General features: G+C 43.3%; 14 protein-coding genes. 11 read left to right on the top strand and 3 right to left on the bottom strand.

Going from position 1 to position 17,751, the window contains the following annotated elements; all coding sequences use genetic code 11:
- Positions 1 to 39: 39 nt before the first annotated feature.
- Positions 40 to 1,539: an alpha-amylase gene (locus Q9R46_RS18310; protein ID WP_311281217.1), complete on the top strand. Its 1,500-nt coding sequence runs from the start codon at positions 40 to 42 to the stop codon at positions 1,537 to 1,539.
- An 877-nt stretch (positions 1,540 to 2,416) separates the two neighbouring features.
- A complete protein-coding gene (locus Q9R46_RS18305; RefSeq protein WP_311281216.1) occupies positions 2,417 to 3,115 on the top strand; it encodes a hypothetical protein in 699 nt (232 codons plus the stop codon).
- A 10-nt stretch (positions 3,116 to 3,125) separates the two neighbouring features.
- Here the strand turns inward: Q9R46_RS18305 and Q9R46_RS18300 are convergent, their stop codons facing one another.
- Complete coding sequence (locus Q9R46_RS18300) at positions 3,126 to 3,878, bottom strand: MBL fold metallo-hydrolase (RefSeq protein WP_311281215.1); 753 nt, start codon at positions 3,876 to 3,878, stop codon at positions 3,126 to 3,128.
- A 301-nt stretch (positions 3,879 to 4,179) separates the two neighbouring features.
- On the opposite strand from Q9R46_RS18300, the gene uxaC reads away from it, so the two are divergent.
- The 8 genes from uxaC (at position 4,180) to Q9R46_RS18260 (ending at position 14,664) form a co-directional block, all read left to right on the top strand.
- Positions 4,180 to 5,619: a glucuronate isomerase gene (gene uxaC / locus Q9R46_RS18295; protein ID WP_311281214.1), complete on the top strand. Its 1,440-nt coding sequence runs from the start codon at positions 4,180 to 4,182 to the stop codon at positions 5,617 to 5,619.
- Between the two features lie 398 nt (positions 5,620 to 6,017).
- On the top strand, positions 6,018 to 6,596 hold the full coding sequence (locus Q9R46_RS18290) for a MarR family winged helix-turn-helix transcriptional regulator (RefSeq protein WP_145333591.1): 579 nt from the start codon (positions 6,018 to 6,020) through the stop codon (positions 6,594 to 6,596).
- Positions 6,593 to 8,320, top strand: coding sequence for an ABC transporter ATP-binding protein (locus Q9R46_RS18285; RefSeq protein WP_311281213.1), 1,728 nt, complete (start codon positions 6,593 to 6,595; stop codon positions 8,318 to 8,320). Before Q9R46_RS18290 ends, Q9R46_RS18285 begins: the two co-directional genes overlap by 4 nt.
- Positions 8,317 to 10,206 carry an ABC transporter ATP-binding protein gene (locus Q9R46_RS18280; RefSeq protein WP_311281212.1) on the top strand — a complete coding sequence of 630 codons (1,890 nt, stop codon included), beginning with the start codon at positions 8,317 to 8,319 and terminating at the stop codon, positions 10,204 to 10,206. Before Q9R46_RS18285 ends, Q9R46_RS18280 begins: the two co-directional genes overlap by 4 nt.
- Before the next feature lie 197 nt (positions 10,207 to 10,403).
- Positions 10,404 to 11,357, top strand: coding sequence for a S8 family serine peptidase (locus Q9R46_RS18275; protein WP_311281211.1), 954 nt, complete (start codon positions 10,404 to 10,406; stop codon positions 11,355 to 11,357).
- 18 nt (positions 11,358 to 11,375) lie between these two features.
- On the top strand, positions 11,376 to 13,163 hold the full coding sequence (locus tag Q9R46_RS18270; RefSeq protein ID WP_311281210.1) for a prenyltransferase/squalene oxidase repeat-containing protein: 1,788 nt from the start codon (positions 11,376 to 11,378) through the stop codon (positions 13,161 to 13,163).
- Between the two features lie 64 nt (positions 13,164 to 13,227).
- On the top strand, positions 13,228 to 14,028 hold the full coding sequence (locus tag Q9R46_RS18265) for a hypothetical protein (RefSeq protein ID WP_311281209.1): 801 nt from the start codon (positions 13,228 to 13,230) through the stop codon (positions 14,026 to 14,028).
- A gap of 177 nt (positions 14,029 to 14,205) precedes the next feature.
- Positions 14,206 to 14,664 (top strand): hypothetical protein, encoded by a 459-nt coding sequence (locus Q9R46_RS18260; protein WP_311281208.1) that lies wholly within the window; start codon positions 14,206 to 14,208, stop codon positions 14,662 to 14,664.
- A gap of 224 nt (positions 14,665 to 14,888) precedes the next feature.
- On the opposite strand, the gene Q9R46_RS18255 is transcribed toward Q9R46_RS18260, so the two are convergent.
- Positions 14,889 to 15,401 carry a hypothetical protein gene (locus Q9R46_RS18255; protein ID WP_311281207.1) on the bottom strand — a complete coding sequence of 171 codons (513 nt, stop codon included), beginning with the start codon at positions 15,399 to 15,401 and terminating at the stop codon, positions 14,889 to 14,891.
- 462 nt (positions 15,402 to 15,863) lie between these two features.
- On the opposite strand from Q9R46_RS18255, the gene Q9R46_RS18250 reads away from it, so the two are divergent.
- Positions 15,864 to 16,760 carry a diacylglycerol/lipid kinase family protein gene (locus Q9R46_RS18250; protein WP_311281206.1) on the top strand — a complete coding sequence of 299 codons (897 nt, stop codon included), beginning with the start codon at positions 15,864 to 15,866 and terminating at the stop codon, positions 16,758 to 16,760.
- A gap of 21 nt (positions 16,761 to 16,781) precedes the next feature.
- On the opposite strand, the gene Q9R46_RS18245 is transcribed toward Q9R46_RS18250, so the two are convergent.
- Positions 16,782 to 17,417 (bottom strand): TetR/AcrR family transcriptional regulator, encoded by a 636-nt coding sequence (locus Q9R46_RS18245; protein ID WP_311281205.1) that lies wholly within the window; start codon positions 17,415 to 17,417, stop codon positions 16,782 to 16,784.
- Between the last annotated feature and the right edge of the window lie 334 nt (positions 17,418 to 17,751).

Genomic DNA, 17,751 nt, shown 5'->3' with positions numbered 1-17,751 from the left:
CGGTCCGCTTCGAATGCAAATCAAGGAGGTCGGTTTGTGATGAAGAGAAATCATACGATGATGCAGTTTTTTGAATGGCATTTGGCTGCAGACGGCGATCATTGGAAACGACTGGCTGACATGGCCCCGGAACTGAAAGCAAAAGGCATAGACTCCGTATGGGTGCCTCCTGTAACGAAGGCAGTGTCTGCAGAGGATACAGGTTATGGCGTATATGATCTGTACGATCTGGGTGAATTTGATCAAAAGGGTACGGTACGCACGAAATATGGCACCAAGCAGGAACTGGTGGAAGCCATCGCAGAATGTCAGAAAAGCGGCATTGTCGTTTATGTGGATCTCGTAATGAATCATAAGGCCGGAGCTGATGAGAAGGAAGTCTTTAAGGTGATCGAGGTTGATCCCAACGACCGGACGAAGGAGATTTCCGAACCATTCGAGATTGAAGGCTGGACGAAGTTCACATTTCCAGGCCGGGGTAATGAATATTCTTCCTTCAAATGGACATCCGAACACTTCAATGGCACCGATTTTGATGCAAAAGAAGAACGTACGGGTGTTTTCCGCATTGCCGGCGAGAACAAAACCTGGAATGAAAACGTCGATGCTGAGTTTGGCAACTACGATTATCTGATGTTTGCCAATATAGATTATAACCACCCGGATGTACGGCATGAGATGATCGAGTGGGGGAAATGGCTGATCGATACGTTGCAATGCGGCGGGTTCCGACTGGACGCGATCAAACATATTAACCATGAGTTTGTCAAAGAATTTGCAGCAGAGATGATCCGCAAACGCGGGCAGGATTTCTACATCGTCGGTGAGTTCTGGAATCCAAACCTGGATGCCTGTCGTACCTTTTTAGATACGGTGGATTATCAAATTGACTTGTTTGACGTATCGCTTCACTATAAATTTCACGAAGCCTCGTTGGCGGGGCGTGATTTCGATCTTTCCAAAATTTTTGAAGATACCCTGGTTCAGACGCATCCAACCCATGCGGTCACCTTTGTGGACAACCATGATTCACAGCCTCATGAGGCGCTCGAATCATGGGTTGGCGATTGGTTTAAGCCAAGCGCGTATGCACTGACGCTGCTACGTCGTGACGGATATCCCGTCGTCTTTTACGGCGATTATTACGGGATTGGCGGACCTGAACCGGTGGAGGGCAAAAAAGAGATTTTGGACATTCTGTTGTCAGCTCGTTGCAACAAAGCTTATGGAGAACAGGAAGACTATTTTGATCATCCCAACACTATTGGTTGGGTTCGCCGCGGCGTGGAAGAGATGGAAGGCTCGGGTTGCGCGGTGGTCATCTCGAACGGAGATGACGGTGAGAAGAGAATGTTTGTCGGGGAGCATCGTGCCGGGGAAGTCTGGGAAGACCTGACCGGTAGTTGTGAAGATTCGATCACCATTGAGGAAGATGGCTGGGCTACGTTCCACGTCTGCGGCGGAGGGGTGTCTGTCTGGGCATTCCCGGAAACGAGAGAGGACTGTGGCACAGATACTGTAAATACAGATACAGAGTAATGTACGTTCGTTCGCAGAAGGCATAAGCTGGACGCTGGAATAGATATGGCTGGTGTTGTAGATACAGTAGTGCCCAAGTACTCAAGAAAAACGGATGCTGAATGCTGATGTAGATATCCATTGGTTGAACGACAGATGGAGAAGATCAAAATAACCGTGGGCTCATGCTTGCAGGAGTAAGCTTTGAAGCTTTGGCATAGTTAGTACGTAATAAATTAAAAAGTTGATACGATAAAGAATCGTAAGCTAGGATGAAACCACTTGAAGCTGAGCTGCATCCCACCTGTTCGATCGTGTCCAACGAGGGAGGGCAGTTCAAACAGACACGCTGTGGCGTGCTGATTCAGGTGGTTTTTTCTATTTTGTAACTTCGATTTACAAGTTCGCAGGCTTCGGAATTCAAGCGTAGAGAACTCGAATTCGAATTTGGAGAACTCGGGAATTCTAACGATCTCAGGAAAGCTTATTTCCCCCTAAACCGGACGGTTGGAAATCTAACGATCCTCAGTGAGCTTATTTCACCAAAATTCAGCCAAAACGGTATCATTTACTGCAAATTCACCCAAATAACGTTTCTGGTGATCGTTAGAATCATAAAACCTCAAATATATGCCAAATAAGGTTTCTGGTGATCGTTAGCGTACAATATGTGGCCAGTTCGAGTTACAAATTGACAATACCTCTCGCTCTCGCTTACCAAGCTGAGCACTTAATCCACATCCACTCCACAGACGAATCAATTACTGTGTTACCAAGGATGAACTGTACATCCTCTATAAACTTTGATAAAAATCATTAGAATATATGGTATAATCATCCAAATGAAGTGAGGAATCCTATGAACTAGGTTGCATTATCCAGCAAAAAGGGGGCTAACATGGAAACCCAAACCCAAACCCAAACCCAAACCCAAACCCAAACCCAAACCCAAACCCAAACCCAAGACCCAACTACACGAGCGAGGAAAAGAAAACGCCTCTTTTTACTTGTTCTGTGTCTGCTTGTAACAGCAGTGTGTCTGGCAGCATGCAGCTTTGGTGTAAAACACGGGCCGCGTGGAGAAGTACAGCGAACAGACAAGTATACGTTTAACTCGGAACGCAGGGATATAGAGGCACGCATGAATAAGGATCGGGAGAGTTTCCGAGAAACCCTGCCAGAGGGATATCATCTTGCCGCAACAGTGGATGTGAGCCCCGGATCTGAAGCGGACGGGATCACATATGAGATTATACTTAATGATGTTCGCATACCAATGATGAATGTCCTTCAGTCGTTCACGCTTGATTCCGACATGATTCATACGCTTCATGTAGCTGAACTGTTCAACTCGAATGTGAGTAATACATATGAAACAACAATGGGACCGGGTAAGGAGCCGCTAGGATTGAGTTTGTCGAGAAGTTATGTTCTGAAACCCGAATCCGAAATTAGCCCTGAATATCTTCAGAACTACACTGATATGTATGTCAAAATATCATATGGACCAGAAGATCAGCGGACGGAGGAATATTTTCATCTTAAAGCAAGGCCATCTTCAAGAATGATTGAATATATGAAATCATGGGAGGGCTAAGCCCTCCGAATTACTGATCCAACTCAAAGGACTCCAGCGTGCCAGCCATGCGCAGATCGTCCGCGTACGTACGGTTGAATGTTGCTCGTTTGTCCGCATCGGCATATTCGTCATGATAATGCATCAGTACCGTTTTCCGTCTCACTTCAGCGGGCAGCTGCTCCAGATCTCTCAGTGACGTATGGGATTTGATCACCAAGTCATGCATATGGCATTCATGGAAAATCAACTGCACATCGGGTGCGATCCTCTCCACTCGCTCACGATCAAGCGTGCTGTCTGCACTATAGTAAAAATAAGGCTTCGCCATCAGTCCGTTGCTGACCATGCCGGGAACATGCTTCGTGCGAAATGTCTCAAATGTGACTCCGCCGAGCTCAAAGCTTCCGCCATCCGGTAGCGGAATGACATCATAATAGTCACTCATTGTACGCTCGCCGTCCGTTGTATACCGCATCCCTGGAGAGAGGATGTTCCACAGTGGATCAACCAACTCTTCATGAATGAACAGGCGTGGCTTGCGATCCCCGACAATCTGCGCATAGTAGCCCAGCATCTGAACCCCGTTAATATGATCCTCATGCAGATGGGTGATAAACACATTATGAATACCTGTCATCGCGAAACCATATTCCTTGAGCGCTTTGGCATTGGACTCTGGAAAATCAATAACCAGATGGGTATCGCCGAATTCAGCGAACATACTGTTGTGATGTTGTTCCACACTAAACATATCTCCTGTGCCTAGAAAAGTGATTTTCATCGCATTTCATCTCCTTGTTTGGCAAATGTAAGACCGCTGTAGGTTCAAGCTTCAATTTCAATATCCTGTACGGATTCTATCTTAGTATATCAATATTAATATTAGTAACATCAGTATCAATCTTTAAATCAGTATCATTGATGTTAAATCCAGTATACTGTGTTTCCGGGAGTGTGCCTAAACCAACCTTTTTTGAGAACGCTATCATTTTATATTGAACTTTGGCGCCAAACGGTGTAGCTTAAAGATGGAAGTGAACCTAAATGAACGTAAACTCACCTAAAGGGAGCGTGCAAGGCGAATGAAATCTTTTCTGGATGAACAATTTTTACTTCACAATGAAACGGCGGTCAAACTGTACGAGCAATATGCAAAAGACATGCCGATTATGGATTATCACTGTCACCTCAGTCCTCAGGAAATTTACGAAAACAAAACATTTGGCAATCTGACAGAGGCCTGGCTGTACGGCGATCATTACAAATGGCGTCTGATGCGGGCTAACGGCGTTGAAGAGAAATATGTGACGGGCGGCGAAGGTGTGACGGATTATGACCGTTTCCTGGCGTATGCGAGAACAGTACCGATGATGATCGGCAACCCGCTGTATGCCTGGTCACACTTGGAATTACAACGTTATTTCGATGTACATGAAGTGCTTAATGAGAAAAGCGCCCCAGCGATCTGGGAAAAAGTAAATACCCAACTAACCGGCGAAGGCTTCGGTGCGCGTGATCTGATTACCAAATCCAATGTCACCGTGGTGTGCACCACCGATGACCCAACCGATTCCCTCGAATATCATCTGAAGATTCAGGAGATTGAAGGTTTTGACACAGCCGTACTGCCGTCTTTCCGCCCGGATAAAGGGTTGGAATTAAACCGGGATACATTTATTGAATGGGTAGGCAAGCTTTCACAGGTTGTGGGCAAGGACATTACAGATTATGACTCATTCCTGGCTGCGCTGGAATCTCGTGTGGAGTTCTTCCATTCCGTAGGCGGCCGTGTCTCTGACCATGCACTGGACTATGTGCCTTATGCTGCAGCGACACGCGAGGAGGCATCCGCTGCATTTGCCAAAGCACTCGCTGGCGAGAAAGTTTCACGCACGGAAGAGGACGGCTACAAGACGGTTACACTCACATTCCTTGGCAAGCTGTATGCGGAGCGTGGTTGGGTCATGCAATTCCACATCAATGCAGCGCGTAATAACAATACGAAAATGTTCAAGAAGCTCGGGCCTGACACAGGGTACGATGCCGTGAACGATATGCCGTTATCAGCGGCTGTTATCGGATTGCTGGATACGTTGGAGCAACAGGATGCTCTGCCAAAAACGATCCTCTACTCCCTTAATCCAAGGGACAACGAAGTGCTTGCTGCCATTATCGGAAGCTTCCAGGGTGGAGGCATTCCAGGTAAAATTCAGCTTGGCGCGGCTTGGTGGTTCAATGATACGAAGGATGGCATGCTCGCTCAGATGAAGGCGCTCGCGAATGTGGGGTTGCTCAGCCGTTTTGTCGGCATGTTGACTGACTCAAGAAGTTTCCTCTCGTATACGAGACATGAATACTTCCGCCGCTTGCTCTGTAACCTGATTGGTGAATGGGCAGAACAAGGCGAAGCACCAGACGATATGGAGCTGCTCGGTCAGATCGTACAAGGTATTGCCTACAATAATGCTAAAGACTATTTCCCGTTTGCTACTGTGCCAAAAAGCGTGTCTGCTTCCAAATAAATACCGATCCAACAGGTCTACTTTAATAACATTGCATCGCAAAGAATTGTATTTCAAAAGGCTGCCCAATTTTTCCGTTTGTCCTTAACCGAACGGAGAGATTGGGGGCTTTTTTGTTATGCTGATGGATCAGAGTCATCATGCTGTCATTGTGCAGTAAGTGATGATATGGGCGAACATATGGCATGAAAGGCCTGTGGGAATTGGATGCTTTTGACATGAATGAAATAATTGACATATGCATAAGTTGATAATATACTTAGGTAACCTAATTAATTGTGTTGCTATTAAATTGGTTTGCTATTAGATTGAATGGCTATTAAATAAAAGACCTACTTAATAGGGAAACTATTAATTGTTTTACGGGACATGATGTTCCGATGAAGGAGGACGATGAGATGACTGGGATTGATCCGGTAGCCCAGAAGCTTTTATATTCCATCATGCAGTTTAACAAAGGCAAATGGAGGCAACATAAACCGCATGGACGCAATCACAACGAAATTATGGTACTCGCTTGTTTGCTTCATGGGGCACATCCAGGGGAGCGCATGGATTGGCGGGATAATCCGCCCGATTTCGAGAGCCATTTAAACCAGGAACATCCGGGATTAAAAGTGTCCGAAATTAGCGCTTTAATGCGTGTAAAATCACCGACCATTACACCCGTGATTCGCGGCCTGGAGGATGAAGGGCTGGTTGAGCGGACGATGGACCCCGAGGATCGCCGGGCTGTACGGATTACGATTACAGATGCTGGCCGTGCGATTATTCGTGCAGCCCATGAAGAACGAATGGCTACCTTCAACAGACTGGTTGAACATTTGGGCGAAGAGGATAGTTTGCAACTGGCTGGACTGCTCAGCAAGGTGTATACCTTCTTTGATGCACAGGTTTCCGGGCATGATGAAGGACATGAAAACGACAATAAAGCACCTGATACAGAAACACCCGAACAAGGAGATGATACGCCATGATGAAATTATTTCGCATGTTAAAGCCCTATCGTATTCCGATTATTTTTATTTTGGCACTCATCTTTCTGCAAACGATGGCGGAGCTGTACTTGCCTACGTTAATGGCTGATATCGTCAACCTGGGTATCGTCAAAGGCGATGTACCTTATATCTGGAAAATTGGCGGTTTCATGCTACTGATTGCCATTGGCGGAACCACATGTTCCATTATCGCGAGTTATCTGTCTTCGCGCACAGCAGGCGGATTTGCCAAGCAGCTGCGCAGTAGAGTGTTCCGGCATGTTGAGAATTTTTCACTGCAGGAATTCGACAAGCTGGGCACCGCTTCATTGATTACGCGTACAACGAATGATATTACACAGGTGCAGAACGTATTAACGATGATGCTGCGCATGATGATTATGGCTCCGATGATGTGTATCGGGGGGATTTTCATGGCCGTTTCTCAGGACGCGAAGCTATCTACCATTTTCCTCGTTGTTCTGCCTGTACTTGCGGGAGCAATCGCCTTAATCGGTTCCAAAGGATTTCCGCTGTTTAAGCAAATCCAGAAAAAGCTCGACCGGCTTAATCTGGTCCTGCGTGAACAGCTGACAGGTATCCGGGTTGTTCGTTCTTTTAACCGTGGCGAGCATGAGCGTGTTCGTTTCAACGGGGCAAATACCGAATTAAGAGATGCGTCGATTAAGGTCAATGTTCTGATGGCGACCGTTATGCCCGTGATGATGCTGGTCATGAATTTTTCGATGATTGCCATTCTGTACTTTGGTGGCCTGCGTATTGATGGCGGTCATATGAACATTGGTTCCCTGATTGCCTTTGTGCAATATGCGATGCAGATTATGTTCTCGCTGATTATGGTATCCATGATTTTTGTAATGATTCCAAGAGCATCAGCTTCGGCAGAACGGATCAATGAAGTGCTGGATATGCAGCCCGATCTGTATGACCCTGCACAGCCCGGCACGATGAAATCGATGCAAGGAACGATTGAGTTCGATCGTGTCACTTTCCGCTATCCGGGTGCAGAAAACGCTGCCCTGTCCGATATTTCGTTTACGGCTCGTTCCGGTGAAACGACAGCGATTATCGGCGGTACGGGTTCAGGCAAAACCACATTGCTCAGCCTCATTCCGCGTTTCTATGATGTGACCGAAGGTACTGTGCGTGTGAATGGAGCCGATGTGCGGGAGCTTAAACAAGAAGAACTTCGATCCAAAATCGGGTTTGTCCCGCAAAAGGCCGTTCTTTTCACCGGTACGGTTGCAGATAACATTCGGCAAGGTAAGGATGATGCGAGTATGGATGAAGTTATTCATGCGGCACGTACGGCCCAAGCCGAAAACTTCATCTCCGAGATGAAGGAAGGGTATGACAGTCTGATTGCACAAGGCGGGAATAATGTGTCAGGTGGACAGAAACAACGTTTGTCCATTGCACGCGCACTCGTTCGCCGTCCTGAAATTTATATTTTCGATGACAGTTTCTCGGCCCTTGATTTTAAAACGGATGCCAAACTTCGTGCTGCGCTCAAATCGGAAACGACGGAAGCGGCTGTGCTGATCGTAGCTCAGCGGGTAAGCACGGTAATGGATGCAGACCGTATTCTCGTCATGGACGAGGGCAAAATTGTCGGTTCGGGAACACATAAAGAGCTGCTGGAGAAAAATGAAGTATATCGTGAGATTGTATCCTCCCAGCTTACTGAGGAGGAGATCGCATGAGTGAACGTACAGCACAGCACAAAGCATCCAGTGCTCCACGCGGACCCGGACCGGGTCATCCTGGCGGCGGAATGGGTATGCGGCCTCCAGCCGAGAAAGCGAAGGATTTCAAAGGCACACTGCGCCGATTGGTTCAGTATCTCCGGCCACACAGCTCTCGTCTAATCGGCGTGCTGATTGCTGCCATTCTAAGTACCGTGTTTGGCATTATTAGTCCGAAGATTATGGCTGAGGGTACAGATATCCTTGCCCATGGAGCCATTGCGATAATGCAGGGTGTGCAGGGAGCCGGGATTGATTTTCCAGCTTTGATGCGAGTATTGTACCTGTTGCTTGGACTGTATCTGCTCAGTGCTGCTTTTGCGTATGTACAGCAATATCTGATGGCTGGTGTAGCTCAGCGGGTCGTCTATGATATGCGCGAGCAGATCAGTGCCAAGGTTGGACGTTTACCGCTGAAATATTTCGATTCCCGTACACATGGTGAGACGCTTAGCCGTGCAACCAATGACGTGGACAATATCAGTAACACACTGCAACAAAGTTTGGCCCAGTTCATTACGTCCGTTGTGACGATTGTGGGTGTCATCATTATGATGCTGACGATCAGTCCATGGATGACGCTGATTACGATTTTGACTTTACCGCTTAGTGTCGTGGTCGTTATGCTGGTTGCTTCCCGTTCGCAAAAGCATTTTGCCGGGCAGCAGAAGTCGCTTGGTGAACTGAACGGTCACGTAGAAGAAATGTATACCGGCCACAAGGTGGTCAAAGCCTTTGGACGTGAAGAGCAATCCGTACAGCAGTTTGAGAAAGTGAATGAAGAGTTATATGCATCGGGTTGGAAAGCTCAGTTTATCTCCGGGATTATTATGCCCTTGATGAACTTTGTCGGTAACCTGGGATATGTGCTGATCTGTGTGGTCGGCGGGATTTTTGTTACACGGGGTTCCATCTCCATCGGGGACATTCTGGCCTTCACACAGTATTCGCGTCAGTTCACACAGCCGATTAACCAGATTGCCAACATCTCGAACATTATTCAATCCACGATTGCTTCGGCAGAGCGTGTGTTTGAACTGCTGGATGAGGAAGAGGAAGTTCCTGAGTCGAAACAACCTGCAACGTTGCGTTACCCGACTGGGGCTGTAGCTTTTGAGGCAGTGGATTTTGGTTATAAAGAAGATGAACTGCTCATTCGCAATATGAATATTAATGTTGCACCAGGTCAGACCGTAGCTATTGTTGGGCCGACAGGTGCCGGGAAAACAACACTGATTAACTTGCTTATGCGGTTCTATGAACTCCAGAGTGGCCGGATTACTATTGATGGCATTAACATTAAAGACATGTCCCGTGGTAATCTGCGCGGTCTGTTCGGTATGGTGCTTCAGGATACGTGGCTGTTTAATGGTACAATCCGGGATAATATTGCTTATGGACGGGAAGGTGCAACGGAAGAGGAAGTGGTTAAAGCTGCTGTAGCTGCCCATGCGGATCATTTCATTCGCACACTGCCGGACGGTTACGATACGATACTAAATGAAGAGGCGTCCAATATCTCTCAAGGTCAGAAACAACTGCTGACGATTGCGAGAGCGATTCTGGCGAACCCATCTATCCTGATTTTGGATGAAGCAACTAGTAGCGTCGATACCCGTACCGAGGTCTTTATCCAGAAAGCGATGAATGAACTGATGCAGAACCGTACGAGTTTTGTTATCGCTCACCGTCTGTCCACCATTCGTGGTGCCGATCTCATTCTTGTCATGGATCACGGTAATGTGATTGAGCAGGGCAACCATGAGGAACTGATGGCGAAGCAGGGCTTCTATGCGGATCTGTACAACAGTCAGTTTACGGAGCAACAGCCACAGGCGATCTAGAGCAGTTTAGTTTTGGAGGGGCATATTATGCTCCTCTTTTTTGTGTCTTGAGCCCATGAGCTTAATAGGAGAAAGGAAAAGGGATATAATATAACCTTTTAAAATTACAAAAAACGACAATAATGTATTTTTAATTGACAAAAAAGTACTATATGCTGTTATATTTATTGGGTATATAATGAAATTGTGGTGATTAAATGGGATTTATAAAAAAAACTACAATTGCTATTCTACTTATGGTATCTATTGTTTTCTCTCAAGGTGAACTCTTCAAAACTGAATTAGTGGGTTATTCTGCAAACGAGTTATCAAAATACAGCGGTTTGAAGGATATTAGTGGCTATAATAAAGATTTTACGGTAGTTGTTCTAGATACTGGTGTTACAGATCATAGAGACCTTTCAGACTCAATAACCATTTTTAAAGATTTTGTAAATGACTTGGACGAGAAATATGATGATTATGGTCATGGAACTGAAGTGAGCGGGATAATAGCTGGGAACGGTTATAAGTCTAATGGAAATTATTTGGGTGTGAATCCATCTACACAAATCTGTATGTTAAAAGTGTTTAACCACTATGGTGAACTAGATTTGGTAGCGTTAACGAAAGCTGTGAATTGGATTGTTGAAAATAAAGAGAAATATCAAATAAGAGTGGTTAACATGTCATTTGGTTTTGAAGATTATTCTTTTCATAATTTCGTATTAGAGGAATTGATAAATCGGTTATTTTTAGAAGAGATTATTTTGGTAGGTTCCGCTGGAAATAGAGGTGAAACTGACAGCGAAATCACTATTCCAGGAAGGTATGATGAAGTATTGACTGCAGGCAGTCTGAATTATACTCCAAATAGACTCTATGGAATTACAGAATCAAATATTTCGTTGTTTTCAAGTACCAAAATTAATGGAATAGAATCTAGAAAACCAGATTTTTATGTTCCTGGTGAACGAGTTATCACGACAAGTTCTAAGAGCGATGATGATTATGTTGTTGTTAGTGGTACGTCTTTCGCAGCTGCGATTCTGACAGGTCAAATAACACTTTTAATTGAAAAATATCCCGAATTAGATAATAAAGAGATCGTAGAACTTGTTTTTGGAAGCACAAAGGCAAGTGGAAGGAAAGTATTTGTTTCTAGAGATTGAAAGTGAGGGTGAACTCTTTTGAAACTAAAAAAAGGAAAATATTTATTTGTAACTGGCATAGTTGTCGTTATAAGTATCTTCTATACAGTTTGGATGAATACGAAACTTGATAAGCAGAAAAATATAGTTAACTTAGAACACATTAAAATGGATAAGGAAGAACTAGAGTTTGGAGGATTAGAGGAAAAGATTAAATTAATGGAAACTGAAGATGGAGGTTATGGTTATTTAACAGAAGAAGCTAAAAATTTAGTTGATTTGTATAGTACATATTACGCCGATAAAACATTTGAAGTGCTTAGGTATCAAAATAAGGGGATTTTAGATGGGGAAAGTTTAGATCTGAATCTCTTCAATGTAGACAATGCCTCCTTATCAGATATATTTTATTATTGTTCGCTAGTTGGAGATCTAAACAAAAATGAGGAGTTTTCCAAAATGATTGAGAATCAGATTTTGGAATTGAGAAAATCAGATGGCACTTTCTCGCAGGATAAAGGGGATCTCGAAAACAATAAAAATAATGTCGATTATCTCGCAACCTATATGGCTCTATATTCTTTACAGAAAATAAAATCATCATACGATTTTAATTATGTTGAGTCTTGGTATAAGAATTCATTTCGCAAAGAAGTAGATTCAGGATCATATACAATTGATAAAATGGAGAATATAAAAAATTTAGTTGAGATATCGAAGCTATTTAATTTTGAAATAGAAGATGCTCTAAAAGGAAAGATAAAAGGAATGTTAAAGCTAATGAAACAAGATTTAACTTCTAATTCAGATACTTTACCATTGTTGAATTTATCTACTTTGCTGTTTTTATCTAAAGAGATAGATGAAAAAACGGGGTTATCCTCAGAAAAAGTCAAACAGATATTAAATAGATATAAAAATGAAGATGGTGGCTACAGTCTTTATATTGGGGAGAAGTCTAATGCTCTCTCTACTTATCTTGCTGCTTCGATACTTAAACATGAGTTAAAAGACACTTTGAAGAATGAAGTATTAGAAATAGAGTCATTTCTTAAACGTTTCGAATTGGAGAGTGGATATTTCATACCAATTGATACGATAAATAGTGACATAGTGTCCACTTATTATATATCCGAGATATCTGACATGTTGAATTTTGACACTTTGAAAAATGTTGATAAATATCTTAAAGATTTAAATGAAAGAGACCATCCCTATTATTGGGTTTTAAAATTTAAGAATGATAGAACTAGTTTAAGTCCTCAAGATTTTGAACATATTAAGTATTTGTTGAATGCAGTTGTTAGTTCATACACTGATGAGAGTGATATCAATACTTTAATAGAAATATACTCGTATCTTGAGATACTTATTGATTCTAAGGTAGAAATCAACACGGATTTAAAACAAAAAATAAAAAAGAATGTAGAAAACAGCGTGAAGAAGGCGTTAAAAGAAGATGCAAATTATTCAAGTGTCCAAATTGAAAGCTATGGATCTCTAATACTGAGTAAGTTAGGAGAAGAAGGAAGTAGAGATCTTAATAAAGCAGTTCAATCTTTGACCAGTAGTCTCAATAACCTTGGAAATCTTGAACAGGATGAATTAGAGTTTTTATATTTTACCCTTAGGGCTATTCGTGAAATAAATCCTGATCAATTTAATGAAATTATAGAAGACGAAAAACTTTACAGTCTCATTTCAAAGACTTATATATCATGTTTTGTTGGAAATGGATTATTTAGTTATGCGTCTGATAAAGGAAACATTGATCTGAGATCTACCTTTTATGGGGTGTGGGTATTTGAAAATGTTATTAGAAAGTAGAATAACATTTTCAGTTTTTAATAGCTAAAGTGGGAGGTGAAAAAATCTGAAAGGAATGATCTATTTGAAGAAAACAGCATCTGTTTTGTTATCCGTGGGATTACTATTATCCATTTTTACAGGGAGTGCGTCCGCTGCTGAAGGGAGTAATGTTAACAAGGAGAAGAGGCTCATTACCACAATTCAGATTTCTTTAAATGATCAACAAAGAACTGCTACATTATCTGATTCTCAGCAAGCTGAGTTATCTGTATTTGAAGAGAATGGTAAGAAAATTTATGAAGTTAAGGGTGCTAAAACTCCTGATGAAAAAAGACGAGCATTTGAAATTTTGAATAATTATATGGAAAAAGGTACGGTGCAACAAGCCACGGTTACTGTTAACAAAACAGGTTATGATTTTTATGGTAATGAATATGGTTATAGTAGTGCAAATCGAAGCGCTATGGGCTACACTTGGGCAAAATATAATGCAGGTAAGGGTTTTGCAAACAATAGCAACGTTTATGACAAAACTTGGGGTGGGCAAAGTGCAAGCTGGACTGGTTCAAACAATCCCTCGTATATAAAGTTGCTTCAAAGTGTGACTGTTAATGTCAGCAATGCTTCAAGTACATTGACAATTGGATGGCCACCGAGTTATTCCGTAACTCCAACAAGAACTTCTTCAACGGCATCTTGGAGTTCAGATTCAACATCAGGTGTCACAGTATTAGGTGCAGAACATCAAACAACTCAGATCAACCGGGATGATGTGCAACGTGGTAAAATAACATCATTACTTTACAGTGACTCAGCCGATGTGAAAGTAGGAAGTACAATTTATCGTCCAACCAATTCCGTAAGATTTACAAATGGCCTGTAGAGGAAACTAATCCACTGTAAAATACCCAATACACTTCTCATTTTACGCTAGAGATAGCTGCATAAACAAGCAGCTATCTCCTTTCATTTTCTCAATATACAGTTTAAAAAAGAAAATGTAGTAAATTGATATTAAAATATGGGTTGAATAATTCGTATTCTAAAGGAGGTCTACATTTTGAAATTTAGAAAAATGATCCCTATTTTTGCCTTGATTATTGTATGCCTTATAATATATATTGCAACATTAACACAGCAGTCTGATTCAGAAATCGAAGGTTTGCCATTAAACATTTTAAAAAAAGATATCCTTAGTACTCAAGCTACTAAATCGACTTACACGAGAACAGATAAGCAAGTTAACATTGGATCGGAGCAAGTACATCTAGATGAAAATACCAAAACAGAAATTATAAAACATCTTAATTCTCTTACCACTGGCGATGTAACTAATGTAAACAATACTGAGGGAAGCGTGATATTTGGAATTGCTTTTAAGTTTCAGAATCAATCGGAAATCAGAGTTCAATACACTTCAAACGACACGTATCTTACCAAGATTGGTAAAGATACCTATCGGTATAAAGTTCAGAATAAAGAGCTAAGTGATATATTAGATACATTAAGCAAAGACTAGCTTTCCTGACGGATTCTAATATGAAGTACGATACCTGCTGAGACTGAATAGATAAAAGGCTTATTGCCGGATTAGTGTAGTTCATTCGAGTTGCTGCCAGGAGCAATATGAATCAGTTAATACATCTGCATCCGAGGAATGGATTCTAGTTTAGTTTAACTAGTGAACTCTTTTCATGGATCTTCAGTGAATGCCTAAGTGGGAGAACGGCTCACGAATTCTTTTCAGAGGAACTGTTCACTAGAGCAATTCGAATGATCATCAGTGTTTTCACGCTGTTCAATCATACGTTTAACCACTTCATAACAGTCGTCGATGTGTTTGTTGCCCACATACCGCATGGCAGTGAAGCTGAGAGCGGCGGCGAGACCTTGACCTGCAAACGGAACAAACTTTGCAACCGATTTGGTTGCGACTCGAATACCTACTCGTTTGAGCACCTGAACGACCAGTTCCTTCGTGACCATACGGCCGATGATTTTACTCCCGATCGACATGACAAATCCGTAAATCATGGACTTCGTCTCAGGGTCCATGCCGTCGAGCTGTTTTTGCGATAATCCAAATTTATTGTTAATAGCAGGTAACAGCTGCATCAGCATGCCCACGTCGGCGATAACATCTGTACCGGGAAGCGGTACGAGCGTGGAGCCGGCTGAAGCGGTTGCTCTTTTGCGAACCATCGTACGGCATTCTTTGCGCACTTGCTCTAATTGTTCCATTGTAGCTGGAATCATAGGGAATTCCTCCATTCGTGTATAGTGTACATATAACCGTTTTGAAGTGAATTGAATGGGTTGCTCCCGCGAAGTTGTTGCCTATATCTCATAGGTTGCGGAGGAACCTTTTTTCTCATGCATACATCCGGTTATATCAGGTAATGGCTATAAGACCGGAGATGGGAAAAGAAGATGATAATCCTGTGGTTAAAGATAGATCGGAAGCTATATTTTTATACAATTATACATACAGCTCCTGTTGCTTATAGTGAATTGATAGTAGCCTGTCCTGTACAGCTATCCGGTATTACGCATGAACAACAAAAACGATGCATATTCCGCATGTCGCTCCCTCTCTATGAAGTCACGCCTGCACAACCATGGTTCACGAATCTCTAAAGTATCTTGAGCGGCGACCTTGTTTATCGTTTCAACCTTTTTGGGTAAAGGGAAACAAGCATTAGAATGGAGGAAAGCAGCATGGAATGGAATAAAGCCTTGTTAATACATCACCTTCATTCGGGGAAAGCGAATCGGGAAAACACGATAGGTCTGGTGACCGGCATACTGGCTCCAGCCATTCATGAATTGGTCGTGGTACGGACGGATGAACCGGGTGAAGGAGAGAAGCTGTGCCGGAAGCGCGGGGAAGAGTTCGATGTGGTGTTTATTCTGGGCGGCGACGGTACGGTGCATGAGTGTGTGAACGGGCTGGCATCCTTGCAAAACCCTCCACAGATCGGCGTACTTCCAGGCGGTACATGTAATGATTTTGCACGATCACTTGGGATTCCCCCGGATGCGGAGACAGCGGCACAAGAGATGCTGGCAGGTCGAGTTATCTCGGTGGATGTAGGACGAGCAGATGATCGGGTGTTCACAAACTTTTTCGGAATAGGGCTCATCAGTGAGGCTTCACAGAACATTAACGAGAGTTTAAAAAGTACGCTCGGCAAAGTCAGTTATTTCATCAGCACAATCCAGACGATAACCCGTTCCGAGCCATTTCAGTATGAGCTAGAGATCGATGGAGAGCGGACGACAGGCAAAGCTGTGATGATCTATGCGGCCAACGGACGTTTTCTGGGCACGAATGCGTTACCTTTTGCTCCGGATGCGTTGCAGGACGGCCAGCTGGATGTGCTTATTATTCATGAGACAGGCATTCCACTTCTGCGTGAGGTGCTTTCACATAAGCCAGAGGGAGAATGGCAGCCCCGGAACGAGAGTATTTCCTATTTCAAGGCATCTACGCTGAAAATAAAAACAGGTGTACCGATGCCAGCCGATACGGATGGCGAATTGTACATGGAGACACCCGCCGAGTTGTCGGTGCTGGCGGGTCATCTGCATTTTCTGACCGGGGCGGAGGAATAACCTCCCCGGTTTTTGTGTTTTTTAGTTATTAACTGCTCCGTTCAAAAAGAGTCCCACAAGTTCCTCGGCTAGTTCGGCAATCGTATCGTGCATACGACGCACTTCCTCACGATTGGCGAGCATCAGCAGGGAGGTGAAGGCCTGAGCAAGCAGCAGGGGATTGCCCTCTCTCAGATACCCATGATCCATTTCCCGCTGGAAATGTGTAGCGAGAACTTCGAAGATACGATTTTCCGCATCCCGGATCTGAGCAAGCTGGTCGGCATTCAGATACGTTTCGGCTTCACGCATCATCGTTTCCGTATCCACATGAGACTGTTGCATCTTGGCAGCCGCCACGTTGACCAACCGTTCGTGCAATGTGCCGGGTTCTTCAAGTCGCAGTGTTGTCTGTTGCATGCCCATCGCCATCATACGGGTAATGGCTATGGTGAACAGTTCCGGTTTGCTCGAAAAATGATAATAGATCGACGCCTTGGTCACCTGACATAACGAAGCGATTTGCTGAAGGGAAACGGCTTCGTACCCGTATTCCATAAACAGCCGTGAGGCCGTCATTAGGATGTTATTGTAGGCGGAAGCTTGATCTGCACCTGCTTTTGGTCTGCCTGGAGCACGCGTCGGACGTACTTCTTTTCTTGTTTTTTTGTTCATCATACTCGACCTCATTTACGGATAAAATAACGTATTGTGACTTTTCAAAAAATTAGGGATTGCATAATTAACCTTCCGGTATATATAATTAACTCGATTATATTATGACCCATGGTTCATTTCCATACCATGACATTAATTTAAAAGCTGTTTTTGATAAAAAGATTTCTCGTATGAGTTGAACTATTTACTTTGCACTGGAACGGAGAGGACAGAAAAAACCTGAAAAAGCGGAGCGTTCGCCTTTATCACCGAATTTTTCCCTTCATAAAAGGAATCAAAAAAATCTGGCGATAACAGCGATTGGAAGGTTATTCTGTCATCGAAGTGTCTGTGC

The sequence above is a fragment of the Paenibacillus sp. RRE4 genome, assembly GCF_031844205.1.
Classification (GTDB): domain Bacteria; phylum Bacillota; class Bacilli; order Paenibacillales; family Paenibacillaceae; genus Paenibacillus; species Paenibacillus xylanexedens_B.
This window is presented reverse-complemented; position numbering and strand designations above follow the sequence as displayed.